15 protein-coding genes are annotated in these 12,622 nt (G+C 71.9%); 8 read left to right on the top strand and 7 right to left on the bottom strand.

Annotated features, from left to right (window positions below):
* Positions 1 to 28: 28 nt before the first annotated feature.
* Positions 29 to 193 (bottom strand): hypothetical protein, encoded by a 165-nt coding sequence (locus tag ACZ4UU_RS22750; protein WP_471905221.1) that lies wholly within the window; start codon positions 191 to 193, stop codon positions 29 to 31.
* Positions 194 to 368: 175 nt separating this feature from the next.
* On the opposite strand from ACZ4UU_RS22750, the gene ACZ4UU_RS22745 reads away from it, so the two are divergent.
* A complete protein-coding gene (locus ACZ4UU_RS22745) occupies positions 369 to 1,199 on the top strand; it encodes a hypothetical protein (RefSeq protein WP_471905220.1) in 831 nt (276 codons plus the stop codon).
* Here the strand turns inward: ACZ4UU_RS22745 and ACZ4UU_RS22740 are convergent.
* The 4 genes from ACZ4UU_RS22740 to ACZ4UU_RS22725 form a co-directional block, all read right to left on the bottom strand.
* Complete coding sequence (locus tag ACZ4UU_RS22740; protein ID WP_471905219.1) at positions 1,153 to 1,776, bottom strand: cytochrome b/b6 domain-containing protein; 624 nt, start codon at positions 1,774 to 1,776, stop codon at positions 1,153 to 1,155. The two genes, ACZ4UU_RS22745 and ACZ4UU_RS22740, sit on opposite strands and share 47 nt — an antisense overlap.
* Positions 1,760 to 2,488 carry a molybdopterin-dependent oxidoreductase gene (locus tag ACZ4UU_RS22735; protein WP_471905218.1) on the bottom strand — a complete coding sequence of 243 codons (729 nt, stop codon included), beginning with the start codon at positions 2,486 to 2,488 and terminating at the stop codon, positions 1,760 to 1,762. Before ACZ4UU_RS22735 ends, ACZ4UU_RS22740 begins: the two co-directional genes overlap by 17 nt.
* Before the next feature lie 88 nt (positions 2,489 to 2,576).
* Entirely contained in the window at positions 2,577 to 4,121 is a 1,545-nt protein-coding gene (locus ACZ4UU_RS22730) for an APC family permease (protein ID WP_471905217.1), read from the bottom strand.
* A 36-nt stretch (positions 4,122 to 4,157) separates the two neighbouring features.
* Entirely contained in the window at positions 4,158 to 5,108 is a 951-nt protein-coding gene (locus ACZ4UU_RS22725; protein WP_471905216.1) for a hypothetical protein, read from the bottom strand.
* A 305-nt stretch (positions 5,109 to 5,413) separates the two neighbouring features.
* Between ACZ4UU_RS22725 and ACZ4UU_RS22720 the strand changes: the two genes are divergently transcribed.
* From ACZ4UU_RS22720 to ACZ4UU_RS22705, 4 genes are all read left to right on the top strand, one after another.
* Positions 5,414 to 6,310, top strand: coding sequence for a DMT family transporter (locus ACZ4UU_RS22720; protein WP_471905215.1), 897 nt, complete (start codon positions 5,414 to 5,416; stop codon positions 6,308 to 6,310).
* A 207-nt stretch (positions 6,311 to 6,517) separates the two neighbouring features.
* Positions 6,518 to 7,036, top strand: coding sequence for an NUDIX hydrolase (locus ACZ4UU_RS22715; protein WP_471905214.1), 519 nt, complete (start codon positions 6,518 to 6,520; stop codon positions 7,034 to 7,036).
* Between the two features lie 189 nt (positions 7,037 to 7,225).
* The gene (locus ACZ4UU_RS22710; RefSeq protein ID WP_471905213.1) at positions 7,226 to 7,618 is read left to right on the top strand and encodes a YidH family protein; all 393 of its coding nucleotides are present in this window, start codon (positions 7,226 to 7,228) and stop codon (positions 7,616 to 7,618) included.
* On the top strand, positions 7,615 to 7,944 hold the full coding sequence (locus ACZ4UU_RS22705; RefSeq protein WP_471905212.1) for a DUF202 domain-containing protein: 330 nt from the start codon (positions 7,615 to 7,617) through the stop codon (positions 7,942 to 7,944). Before ACZ4UU_RS22710 ends, ACZ4UU_RS22705 begins: the two co-directional genes overlap by 4 nt.
* On the opposite strand, the gene ACZ4UU_RS22700 is transcribed toward ACZ4UU_RS22705, so the two are convergent.
* Positions 7,901 to 8,971: an NADP-dependent oxidoreductase gene (locus ACZ4UU_RS22700; RefSeq protein WP_471905211.1), complete on the bottom strand. Its 1,071-nt coding sequence runs from the start codon at positions 8,969 to 8,971 to the stop codon at positions 7,901 to 7,903. The two genes, ACZ4UU_RS22705 and ACZ4UU_RS22700, sit on opposite strands and share 44 nt — an antisense overlap.
* 112 nt (positions 8,972 to 9,083) lie before the next feature.
* Here ACZ4UU_RS22700 and ACZ4UU_RS22695 point away from each other — a divergent pair, with 112 nt between their 5' ends.
* The 3 genes from ACZ4UU_RS22695 to ACZ4UU_RS22685 all read left to right on the top strand — a co-directional run bounded on the left by ACZ4UU_RS22695 (position 9,084) and on the right by ACZ4UU_RS22685 (position 11,806).
* Positions 9,084 to 9,380, top strand: a complete 297-nt coding sequence (locus ACZ4UU_RS22695; RefSeq protein ID WP_471905210.1) for a hypothetical protein — start codon at positions 9,084 to 9,086, stop codon at positions 9,378 to 9,380.
* 182 nt (positions 9,381 to 9,562) lie between these two features.
* Positions 9,563 to 10,585 (top strand): phosphotransferase family protein, encoded by a 1,023-nt coding sequence (locus tag ACZ4UU_RS22690; RefSeq protein ID WP_471905209.1) that lies wholly within the window; start codon positions 9,563 to 9,565, stop codon positions 10,583 to 10,585.
* Between the two features lie 6 nt (positions 10,586 to 10,591).
* Positions 10,592 to 11,806 carry an acyl-CoA dehydrogenase family protein gene (locus tag ACZ4UU_RS22685; RefSeq protein WP_471905208.1) on the top strand — a complete coding sequence of 405 codons (1,215 nt, stop codon included), beginning with the start codon at positions 10,592 to 10,594 and terminating at the stop codon, positions 11,804 to 11,806.
* 219 nt (positions 11,807 to 12,025) lie between these two features.
* Here ACZ4UU_RS22685 and ACZ4UU_RS22680 read toward each other — a convergent pair whose 3' ends face one another.
* Entirely contained in the window at positions 12,026 to 12,619 is a 594-nt protein-coding gene (locus ACZ4UU_RS22680) for a TetR/AcrR family transcriptional regulator (protein WP_471905207.1), read from the bottom strand.
* Between the last annotated feature and the right edge of the window lie 3 nt (positions 12,620 to 12,622).

Below are 12,622 nucleotides of genomic sequence, written 5' to 3'. Positions count from 1 at the left end.
GATGATGAGGTGACCCTCGGCGGCTGCCTCAGTCGTCGGGGGCGAGGACTTCGGGGGGCGTGATGGCGGTTTCCCTCGGGATGCGTATCTCGGGGCTGCTCGTCGTGGGGGCGGTGGCGGTGGCCGCCGCGGCCTTCACGAGTGACGGGGGTGGACTTGCGGACGGCAGGGGTGGCCGGGGCACGATCGTCACGTCCGGACCCTCGGCCGGTCCCCGCGAGGTGCCGAACGGCCCGCCGGGCTGGGCCACTCCCCCGTTGCGGCAGTCACCCGAAGGTCATGCGGGCCCGCCGGCGGTGACGGCCACGCCCAGCCCTTCCCGGGGCGGCGCGCGGAAGGAGACGCCGAGGCCCGCGCCCAGCCCCTCCATGAGCCCCAAACTCCTCGAAGTCCCCGGCTGGCTGCCGCCCGGCCCCGACTCGCCGGACACCGACGGCACTCCGGACCAGGCGAGCGTGTACGACCTCCTCCACGATCCCGGCGAGTGCCGGGCCGCCCTGAGCGTGATCCCCCGGACCACGACCGACGCCGAGTGGACGCTGCTGCGCGGGCTGGCCACCGCCTGTCTTGCCGTACAGGGCGAGGGCGGCAGCTGGAAGCAGACGGTCCGGGAGCATGCCGCCCTGGCGGACGCGGCCGACACCTGCAAGGGCCGTGCCGCGTACGCCGTCCTGGAAGGTCTGCTCGACTTCCATCGGCGGCATCCCGAGTCCACCGTGCGACTGAAGCCGTCGACGAGCGGGCCCCCGGCGTGCAGCTACCGGATCGCCGGCGTGGACACGGGCGGCGACGGCGAGGCCCGGCCCGGCGAGACGATCGGGATCGAGCTGGCGGACGCCTACTTCGACCCCGCGGAGCTACTGCGGGACGCAGACGTGACCATCGGCGAACAGCAGGTGCCCGGGGTGCCCGTCCTGAAGTCGGAGTCCGGCGACCGGCTCGTGCTGTCAGTGGTCGTACCAGCGCTGGAGGCAGGCCCGGCCGACGTGACCGTCCGGCACGCGGGCATCGAGGTCCGCCTGCCGATCGCGTTCACTGTCACCGCGCCGGACGTGGTACTGGAGCCGACCCCGGGCTCAGACGCAAGCGCTCCTGCCGAAGTCACCTACGGTCCGCCAACAACCCATGCCGCCCCACCGGCGGAGCGCACCGTCACGGACGCCACAACGAATGCTCCCGCTCCGCCCACTCCCGGCTGACCGACCCCGTCCGCATCCCCCGCCGCGCCTCCGGATCGGCCAGCGCCATGCCTATATGACCGGCGAGGACGATCCCGATGGTGAGGGCCAGCCAGTCATGGACGAAGGTGGCACTCGTGCGCCACACCAGCGGCGTCAGATGAGTGAACCACATGATCAGCCCGGTGCCGAGCATCACCAGCGTCGCCCCGGCGATCCAGGCCGCGTAGATCTTCTGCCCGGCGTTGAACTTGCCAGCAGGCCGGGACGCGGCCCCCTTGTCACGGCGAAACGCGGCGCGCAGCCACACGCGGTCGTGCGGGCCGAAGCGGTTGAGGAAGCCGAGGTCGGCGCGGAACAGGCGGGAGGCCAGGCCCGCGAGGACCGGGGCGGGCAGGGCGAGGCCGGCCCACTCGTGGATACGGACCACCAGCTCGCGGCGGCCGACGAGTTCGGCGAGCTGCGGGACGTACAGACAGGCCGCGGTCACCACGCACACGCCCATCAGCGCGGCCGTGGTGCGGTGCACCCAGCGGGAGGCGGGCCCGAAGCGCCGGACGCCGGTGGCCCTGCCGGGGGCGTCAAGTCGTAGGCTCATCGTCGCGTCCGTTCGAGCGGCCGACCCAGGCGTCGATGTCGTAGCCCCGTTCCTCCCAGTAGCCCGGCTGCACGTCCTTGGTGACGGTGATGCCGGAGAGCCACTTGGCGGACTTGTAGAAGTACATGGGCGCCACGTAGAGGCGGGCGGGGCCGCCGTGGGCGTGGCTGAGGTCCTTGTCCTGCATGCGCAGGGCGACCAGGACGTCCGCGCGGCGGGCCTGGTCGAGGGTGAGGCTCTCGGAATAGGCCCCGTCGAAGCAGGTGAAGCGCACCGCCCCGGCCCCCTCGCGCACTCCGGCGGCGTCCAGCAGCCGGGACAGGCGGACCCCTTCGAAGGGGGTGCCGGGCACCCGCCAGCCGGTGACGCACTGGACGTCGCGCACCATCCGGGTCTGCGGCAGGGCGCGCAGCTCGGCCAGGGTGTAGGTGCCGGGATGCTCGACGAGGCCGTCGATGGTGAGGCGGTAGGTCTCGGCGTTCTTGCGGGGGACGGAGGAGGTGACCGAGTAGTAGCGGAAGCCGCCGCCGTTGGGGAGCAGGCCGGTCAGGCCGGTGGGGTCCTTGTCGGACGCGCCTGCGAGGAAGGACTCCAGGCCGCGCTGGAGGGTGGGCGCGGTGACCACGCCGAGGGCGCCCAGGCCGAGGGTGCCGAGGAGGACGCGGCGGCCGATGGGTTTGCCCCGCTGCTCTTCGGGTTGTTCGGAGTTCACGTACTTATCGAACACCCGCGTCCCCCCGCCGGGCCAGGGAACGCGGGTGCCCGTCAGATTTCCGTAACCACCTCTCAACCGGCTCTCGTCAATCGCCGCGGGCGGCCTTCTCCAGCTGGAACGCCTCGTTGCCCAGCCCGATGCGGGCGTGGGTCTCGGGGGCACGGGAGCGCAGGAGCAGGCCCTGGGCGACGCCGACGGCCAGGGCGAGGGCGATGACGGCGGGCAGGGCCCAGCCGAGGGCCGAGCCGGGGCCCGCGCCGATCAGGACGTCGAAGTCCTTGACGGTCCAGACGACGATGAACAGCAGGGCGAGAACGGCGAGACCGGAGGCGGCCAGCCGCCAGAACTGGGCGGCCGCCGCGCCCCGGCGCAGGAAGAAGACGATCACCGAGACCGAGGCGGCGGCCATCAGGGCGGTGACGCCGAGCGCGCCGAGGCTGCCCATCCAGGTGAACAGGTGCAGAACCGGTGCGGTCGGGTCGCCGGTCGGCTTGTCGTCGGCGAGCGCGAACGCGGCGACGACCACCAGGGAGATCCCGGTCTGGAGCAGCGATCCGGTGCCGGGGGCGCCGCTCGCGCCGCTGGTCCGGCCGAAGGCGGACGGCAGCAGGCCCTCGCGGCCCATGGCGAAGGCGTAGCGGGCGACGACGTTGTGGAAGCTGAGCATCGCCGCGAACATGCCGGTCACGAAGAGCACGTGCAGGACGTCGGTGAAGCCGGTGCCGAGCAGGTCCTCGGTGAGGAAGAACAGCAGTCCGGCGCTCTGTTCCTGCGCGGTGCCGACGATGGCCGAGGGGCCCGCGGCGACGGTGTAGGCCCAGCAGGTGATCGTGTAGAAGACGGCGATGCCGCCGATGGCCAGGTACATCACGCGGGGCACGAGGAGGTGCGGGCGGCTGGTCTCCTCGGCGTAGACGGGGGCCTGCTCGAAGCCGAGGAAGGCGGCGACGCAGAAGCAGAGGGCGGTGCCTATACCCGCGCCGGTGAGGGTGTCCGGGTTGAAGGCGTGCAGGGACAGGCCTTCCTTGCCGGGGTCGCCGAGCGCGGCGACGTCGAAGATGACCACGAGGGCGACCTCGATGAGCAGCAGTACGCCGAGGACGCGGGCGTTGAGGTCGATCTTCAGCCAGCCGAGGCCGCCGACCAGGAGCACGGCCAGCAGCGCCGGTATCCACCAGGCGAGCTCGATGTCGAGGTAGGTGGCGAACAGCCCGGAGACCTCGAAGCCGAAGATGCCGTAGATGCCGACCTGGAGGGCGTTGTAGGCGACGAGCGCGACCATCGCGGCGCCCGCGCCGGCGGTGCCGCCGAGGCCGCGGGAGATGTACGCGTAGAAGGCGCCGGCGTTGTGGACGTGCCGGCTCATCTCGGCGTATCCGACGCTGAAGAGCGCGAGGACGAGGCCGAGGATCACGAAGAGCAGCGGCTGGCCGAGGACACCCATCACCCCGAAAGTCGTGGGCATGACACCCGCGACGACCATGAGGGGTGCCGTGGCGGCGAGCACGGACAGCAGCAGGCCCGTCGTGCCCAGCCGGTCGGCGCGCAGGGCGCGGTCCTGTCCCTTGAACGTACTGATGCCGCCACTTCCTGTGGAGGCTCTGCTCGTGCTGGAACTGCCCGTGGTCATCGGGGACCGTCCTTGGGTCGACTGCGGTTGGGGGCGTTACGCCGTGCCGAGCGCGGTGTCGCGTGCGGCGCGGAAGGCGGGGTAGGGGTCGCGGTCCGGGTACGACCACGGCGACGGGGTGGCGTGCTCGCCGATGCGGTGGAACAGGGCGGCGGCCTCGGCGCCGCGGCCCTCGCAGACCTTGGCGTGGGCGAGGTAGTTCAGGTCGATCAGCCGGCGCGGATGGCCCTCCTGCTCCCACTCCAGCCACCAGTCGAAGGCGGCCCGCATCACCTGCCGGGCCCGGCGGCCGGACCAGTGTCCGGAGGCGGCCGCGTCGCCGGGCTCGTGTCCGGATCCGGCGAGAACGCGGTAGCGCTCAGCGTGGGCGACGACCGGGAGGACGGCGAGCGGGGAGTCGGCGGGGGCGTGCTCGGCGGCCTCGTTGGCGAAGTCGTAGACCTCGTGGAGCGGGTCGGCGCCCGATCCGGTCCGGCGCTCGGCGAGGCGGGCGACCATCAGGTGGTGGGCATGGTGGTGGTCGGCGTACCGGGCACGGACCTCGGCGAAGTGGCGGCGCACCGCCTCCTCGGCACCCAGGGCGCTCTCCAGCATGAGCAGGCCGAGCCAGGGGGTGGGGTCGGCGGGCGCCATGGCGGCCGCGGCGTGGCAGGACTCGCGGGCGCGGACCGGCTTCTCCTTGCCCCGCAGGGCGCGCTGGACCTGGGCGAGGGCGAGCAGGACGGCGGCGTCGGCGGAGTCGGGTTCGGCGAGCAGCCAGTCACGGGTCCAGGGGGCGCAGTACGGCTCCTGGGCGAGGACGGTGACGCGGTGCCCTCTGCGGTCCCAGTCGTCGCCGGTCCGGGCGAGCAGCGAGCGGGCCGTCTGCCATCTGCCCTGCGCGAGAGCGGTACGGGCGGCGGCGAGCTCGGTGTCGTCGAGGGCCGCGTCGAAGGCGTGGGATGCGCGCTTGCGGCCGCGGCCGAGGGGTGGCGGAGGTGGGGGCACCGTTTTGGGTTCTGTCGGGGGGTGAATGTGGACTGTCATCAACCGATCACGCACAGCAAATCCGCAGCCAACGGTTCGCGTCAAGGGCGGTCGACTCGTTACACGCGTCAACTCCTGTTACATGTGGGATTGATGTGACGCGCAGCCAGCCCGTAATGCCGGAATTGTTCGATTGGTGTGGCGTACGTCATAGCGTCGGCGTCGCGGGCACCGCAGGATTGCGGGACGCGCTCGCCGGGCCTAAGGCCGCTACAGTCGGCCCTTACGCACCCCGTCCGCCCGGCAGGATGATCGAGGTACGCAGCGTGTCGCTCCAGATCCTGATACTCGCCGTCAGCGCCGCGTGCTGTCTCGGCTTCGGCTTCGTGCTCCAGCAGAACGCCGCGCAGAAGGCGCCACTGAGCGACTTCCTCTCCCCCCGGATCCTGCTCGACCTGATGAAGGTGCCCCGCTGGCTGGGCGGCATCGGACTCATGGTGGTCGGCATGGCCCTGGGCGCGATGGCGCTGGGCCAGGGTGAGATCTCCCTGGTGGAGCCTCTGCTGGCGACCAACCTGCTGTTCGCGCTCGCGCTCTCCCGCCGCCAGACCAAGCAGCCACTGGGCCGCCAGGGCTGGACGGGTCTCGCCCTGCTCGCGGGCGGTGTGACGGCGTTCATCGTGGCGGGCCAGCCGCACGGCGGAACGGCGCCCAGCGGGCCCTTCCGGCAGTGGCTGATCATCGGCGTCATGGTCGGGGTGGCCCTGCTGCTGACGGCCTACGCCAAGCGCTCGCGGCTCAGCGCCGGGCCTGCGCTGCTGGCCACCGCCGCCGGTCTGCTGTACGGCGTGCAGGACGCCCTGACGCGGGTGACGGGCCAGCGTTTCGCCGAGGGCGGCATGGCCGAGGTCCTGACCAGCTGGCAGCCCTACGCCGTGGTCGCGCTCGGCCTCACCGGCCTGATCCTCGTCCAGAGCGCCTTCGAAACGGCCTCCCTGCGCATGTCGCTCCCGGCCCTCACCGCGGCCCAGCCGCTGGCCGGCATCCTCTGCGGCGTCGGCTTCCTCGGCGACCGCCTGCGCGCCGACTCGGGCGCCCTGGCCTGGGAGGCCGCGGGCCTCGCCGGGATCGTGGTCGGCATCATCCTCCTCGGCACGCATTCCGCGATGCCCTGCGGGGCGGTACAGCCGAAGCGGACGGCCGCGGCGGTCGCGACGACCTGATCGCGGCGACGCCCCGGGTGTCTTCGCCCCCGCCGCCCTGCCCGTCCCATCCCCAAGGGCTCCGCCCCTTCGACCCCGACCGTCCTTCGGGTGCGGGCGAGCGGGGGCTGGTCGCGCGGTTCCCCGCGCTCCTTCAGGTCCTTGCAGTCCCCAGGGACAGGACGGGTAGGGGCGGTGGGAGCGATGCCGTCCTGATTGGATGGCCCCATGAGTTCCGCTGACGAGATCCTCGACATCGTCGACGAGCAGGACCGGGTCGTCGGGCAGTCGCCGCGCGGTGAGGCCTATGCCAAGGGGCTGCGCCATCGCTGTGTGTTCATTGAGGCCCGGGACGCGCAGGGACGCCTCTTCGTACATCGCCGTACGCCGACGAAGCTGGTGTTCCCGTCGCGGTACGACATGTTCGTCGGCGGAGTGGTCGGCGCGGGCGAGTCGTACGAGGACGCCGCGCTGCGCGAGGCCGAGGAGGAACTCGGCGTGAGCGGGCTGCCGCGGCCCTCGTTCCTGTTCAAGTTCCTCTACGACGACGGCGCCGGGCAGACCTGGTGGTCGGCGGTGTACGAGGTGCGCTGCGAACTGCCGGTGAGCCCGCAGGTGGAGGAGGTCGCCTGGCACGACTTCCTGCCGGAGGCCGAGGTGGAGCGGCGGCTGACGCAGTGGGCCTGGGTGCCGGACGGGCTGGCGGCGTACGAGCGGCTCCGGGCCTATCGGACGACGGCCGGCTGATCCGCCCGGGAACGGCCCGCGAGCGCGTCGGCGAGAGCCCGCTCCTGGTCGGGCGGTGATGCCGAGGGCGGCAGGCACCGTGCGCGGGCTGTACTGCCCGTCGCACAGCGCCAGCGGGCTGCCGGGCCCCCAACCGTAGCGGGCGGCACTGACACGCCCCTCGGTCGCCGCCCGGATAGGGTCGTGCATGTGATCGAGTACGTACGAAACGTCCGGCTGTGGTTCGCGCCGCAGGGAGTCCGGCAGGAGGGCGGCACCCCCGACTACCGCTTCTCACTGGCGAACGAGCGCACCTTCCTGGCCTGGCTGCGTACCGCGCTCGCCCTCATCGGCGGCGGCTTCGCGGTGGACCAGTTCCTGCCGGACCTGCGCTGGGGCTGGCGGGTCGGGCTCGCGCTCGCGCTGCTCGCGGCGGGCGTGCTGTGTTCGCTGCGCGCGGTCAACCACTGGGTGCGCTGCGAGCGGGCGATGCGCCGGGGCGAGGATCTGCCGGTGTCGCGGTTCCCGGCGATGCTGAGCCTCGTGGTCGCGGTCGTCGCCGTCGCGATGGTCGTCGTCGTCCTCGTCGGGTGGGAGGGGTGAGCGCGGGGGCGGCCGCGGAACCGGTACGGGATCCGGGACTGCAGCCCGAGCGGACGCGCCTCGCGTGGCGCCGTACGACGCTGTCCGGCGCGGTGGCCGCCGTACTCGCCGTGAAGACCGCGCTGCAGGGCAGCGTCTCGGTGGCCGGGATCGTCGCGTGCGCCCTGTGCTGCGGGCTGTGGCTGGCCTTCGTGGCCCTCGCCCACCGCCGCATCCACGCCCTGGCCTCGTCACCCGAACCCTCGCCCCTGACCCCCCGGTATGCCACGGCCACGGTCCTGCTCACGGTGGCCCTGGCGGTGTGCGGAGCGGCCCTGGTCCTCTGAGACCTCTCCAGGGCCTTTCCCGAGGGCTTTCGAAGAACCACGCGCTCTGGTCCGGCTCCTGCCACAACCCTTCCGGTGCCACCGGCTCCTCCTCCGTCTCCCAGTCCACCGTGACCACGATCTTGCCGCGGGTGCGGCCCTCCTGGTTGAGCCGGTGGGCGTCCGCCGTTCGTTCCAGCGGGAACGTCTCCGAGACGTGCACGGTCACCACGCCCTCCTCCGCGAGTTCGGAGAGCCGGAGCAGGTCCGTCGCGTCGGGGCGGACGAAGTAGTAGCGGCCGCCGTAGTCGAAGACATCCGGGTCGGCGATCGAGACCAGGCGGCCCTCGGGGGCGAGGAGGTCGGGCGAGGCCTTCAGCGCGCCGCCGCCGACCGTGTCGAACGCGGCGTCCACACCCTCGGGCGCGAGACCGCGCACCCGTTCGGTCAGGCCGTCGCCGTACTCGACGGGTTCGCCGCCGAGGCCGCGGACGAAGTCGTGGTTGTGCGGGCTCGCCGTGCCGATCACCCGGGCACCCAGATGGTGGGCGAGCTGGACGGCGATCGAGCCCACGCCGCCGGCCGCCGCGTGCACGAGGACGGTCTCGCCGCGCCGCACGTCGAGGACCTTGGTCAGCACCTGATACGCCGTCAGCCCGACCAGGGGCAGTCCGGCCGCCTGCTCCCAGGTGAGGTTGCGGGGCTTGCGCGCGAGGGTGCGCAGGGGGGCGGCGACGTACTCGGCGAAGGTGCCGTGGGAGAGCAGGTCCTCGCGTACGTAGCCGATGACCTCGTCGCCGACGCCGAACTCGGTGACGGACACGCCCGGTTGGACCACGACCCCGGAGACGTCCCAGCCCGGCACCACCGGGAAGGCCGGCTCCAGCAGCCGGTCCATGTGGCCCTCGCGGCACTTCCAGTCGACCGGGTTGACGGCCGCCGCCCGCACCTTGACCAGCACGGAGTCGGGGCCGACGCGCGGCTCGCGCAGCTCTCCGTATGCGAGCACCTCGGGCCCGCCGTAGCGTGTGTAGCTGATCCCCTTCATGGGTTCGACCCTCCGGCGTGGCAGGACGCCACGCAAGCCGAATGACCCGATATGCGGCGTTCGCGTGGCAGCCTGTCCGACGTCACGACCCCCGCCTCCGAAGGTGAGCACGATGACCACCCTGCACGCGGAACACCCCTCTCACACCCACACCCACGGTCCGGACTGCGGGCACACCGCGGTGCCGCACGGCGACCACACCGACTACGCGCACGACGGCCACCTGCACCGCGAGCACAGCGGGCACTGGGACGAGTGCGAGGCGAACGGGCACGTCGCACACGAGGGCCACACCCATCAGCACGGCGCCGACTGCGGACACGAGAGCGTCCTGCACGGCGACCACGTCGACTATCTCCACGACGGCCACCGGCACGCCGCCCACGAGGGCCACTGGGACGACCACTGAGGCCACCGCCAGACCACCGGTGCACTGGCCGGGAAAACCCCATCGACAGCTCCCCGACGCACCGCGCGGGGAGCTGTCGGCCTATCGTGGCCCCGATCACGTTCGGCTCGCCCACTGGACTACATACCGACTGGTCGGCATCATAAGTCAGGTCCCGTTCACCTGCCTTCCAGGAGCGATGTATGAGCCCCGACCATCCGCCCGGTCTCGATCTCGACCGGCTGCGCGGCCTGCTCGAGCGCGAGCGGCCCGGTCTGGCGCAGGGTCCGCTGACCGGCCGGCTGATCGAGGGCGGACGGTCGAACCTCACCTACGCGGTCTCCGACGGCACCTCGAAGTGGGTCGTACGCCGCCCTCCGCTCGGCCATGTCCTCGCCACGGCGCACGACATGAAACGCGAGCACCGGGTCATCAGCGCACTGCACCCGACCAACGTGCCGGTGCCGCGGCCGGTGCTTTTGTGCGAGGACGAGGAGGTGCTCGGGGCGCCGTTCTACGTCATGGAGTTCGTCGAGGGCACCCCGTACCGCACGGCCGACCAGCTCGTCCCGCTCGGCCCCGAGCGCACCCGGGGCGCGGTGCTGTCGCTGGTGGACACCCTCGTCGAACTGCACGCCGTGGACCCGGCGGCGGTGGGGCTCGCGGACTTCGGCCGGCCCGAGGGCTTCCTGGACCGGCAACTGCGCCGCTGGGGCAAGCAGTTGGACGCCTCCCGCAATCGTGAGCTGGCCGGCATCGACGAGCTCCACGCGACGCTCGGCCGCCGGCTGCCCGCCTCCCCCACCGCGACCGTGGTGCACGGCGACTACCGGCTCGACAACGTCCTGATCGGTGCGGACGACACGATCAAGGCGATCCTCGACTGGGAGATGTCCACGCTCGGCGACCCGCTGACCGACCTGGGTCTGCTGGTGATGTACAGCATGCCGCTGGGCATGCCCGACTCACCCGTCTCCACCACGGCCGAGGCCCCGGGTCACCCGGAACCGGCCGAACTGATCGAGCGGTACGCCGCGCGCTCGGGGCGCGACGTCTCCGCGGTCTCCTGGTACACGGCGTTCGCCTGGTTCAAGCTCGCCGTGATCCTGGAGGGCATCCACTACCGCTACACGCTGGGCCAGACGGTCGGCCGCGGCTTCGACCGCATCGGCGACCTGGTCCCCGTCTTCATCCAGCACGGCCTCACCACCCTTCAGGAAGGCTGATCCGCCATGGACTTCGCGTTCGACGCGCGCACCGAGGAACTGCGCGCCAAGCTGCTCGCCTTCATGGACGAGTACGTCTATCCGGCGGAGGCGGTGGCCGAGGAGCAGCGGGCCGCGCTGGCGTCCCCGTGGGACACCCCGGCCGTGGTCGAGGAGCTCAAGGCCGAGGCACGCCGGCAGGGCCTGTGGAACCTCTTCCTCCCCGACGCCGAGTACGGAGCCGGACTCACCAACCTCCAGTACGCCCCGCTCGCCGAGATCACCGGCCGCTCCCCGCAGCTCGCGCCCACCGCGACGAACTGCGCGGCGCCGGACACCGGGAACATGGAGGTGCTGTACCAGTTCGCCGACGAGCAGCAGAAGAAGCAGTGGCTGGAGCCGTTGCTGGCCGGTGAGATCCGCTCGGCGTTCGCGATGACCGAGCCGGAGGTGGCCTCGTCCGACGCCACCAACATCACGACGCTGATCGAGCGGGACGGCGACGACTACGTCGTCACGGGCCGCAAGTGGTACATCTCCGGGGCGATGAACCCGGACTGCAAGATCTTCATCGTGATGGGCAAGACGGACCCCGGCGGGGACGACATCCGCCGCCAGCAGTCCATGATCCTGGTCCCCCGTGACACCCCGGGCGTCACGGTGAGGCGCGCGATGCAGGTCTTCGGCTACGAGGACCACTACCACGGCGGCCACGCCGAGGTGATCTTCGACCACGCGCGCGTGCCCGTGGCCAACCTCATCGGCGAGGAAGGCGGCGGCTTCGCCATCGCCCAGGCGCGGCTCGGTCCCGGTCGTATCCACCACTGCATGCGGCTGATCGGCATGGCCGAGCGGGCGATCGAGCTGATGTGCCGGCGGGCGGTGTCCCGTACGGCGTTCGGGAAGGCGCTGGCCCAGCAGGGAGTCGTGCACAACTGGATCGCCGACGCGCGGGTGACGGTCGAGCAGCTGCGGCTGCTGGTCCTCAAGACGGCCTGGCTGATGGACACCGTGGGCAACAAGGGCGCCCACACCGAGATCCAGGCCATCAAAATCGCTACGCCGCGTGCGGTGGTCGACATCATCGACCGGGCGATCCAGCTGCACGGTGCGGGGGGTGTCAGCCAGGACTTCCCATTGGCGGAGCTGTACGCCGGGGCGCGGACGCTGATGATCGCGGACGGTCCGGACGAGGTGCATCAGCGGTCGCTGGCCCGGCGGGAACTGAAGAAGTACATGTGACGCCGGGGGCGCCGGGGGAAGTGTCTCGCCCCCGCCGCCCCTACCCGTCCCATCCTTCTGGGGCTCCGCCCCAGACCCCGCTCCTCAAACGCCGGAGGGGCTGGATTATTCAGCCCGTCCGGCGTTTGAGGACGAGGCCCGCAGGGCCGAAGCGGGGGTCTGGGGGCGGCAGCCCCCAGGTATGGGACGGGTAGGGGCGGCGGGGGCGCTGATCCCGGCTCAGGGGCGGAGAGCCCGTAGCAGCAGGTCGGCCAGGTGGTCGGCGACCTGCTGGGGCGTGAGGGGGCCGTCCGGGCGGTACCAGGTGGACAGGTGGTGGACGGAGCCGAAGTGGTAGTCGACCACCAGGTCGGCCGGGGTCGCCTTGGAGAAGACGCCCGCCTCCTGGCCCTCCTCGATCAGCGCGCGGAAGCGTTCGTGGTACCGCCGGCGCTCGGCCCGCACTTGTTTGTTCTTCTCGGGGCTCAGGTGATGCATCGAACGGAAGAAGATCATCGCGTCGTCGAGGTTCTCGATGGTCGTCACGACCACGTCCGCCGCCGCGCCCCGAAGCCGCTTCTCGATCGGCTCGTCGGCGTCCGCGAAGGCGTCCAGCCGCTCCTGCTGAACACGCAGCACGCGCGCGTACACCTCATGCAGAAGGTCGTCCTTGGAACCGAAGTAGTGGTACAGCGCCCCCTTGGTGACGCCGGCCGCCTCCACGATCTCCTGCACCGAGGTGCGGTCGTAGCCACGCTCGGCGAAGAGCCGGGTGGCGGCGGCGAGCAGCCGCTGCGGGACGGGCGTACCGTCTCCGTCCGTCGTCCTGGCCACTGT

This window comes from Streptomyces sp. NPDC028907 (assembly GCF_055564995.1).
Note: the sequence above shows the minus strand (reverse complement) of the source record. Positions and strands in the feature narration are given on the sequence as shown.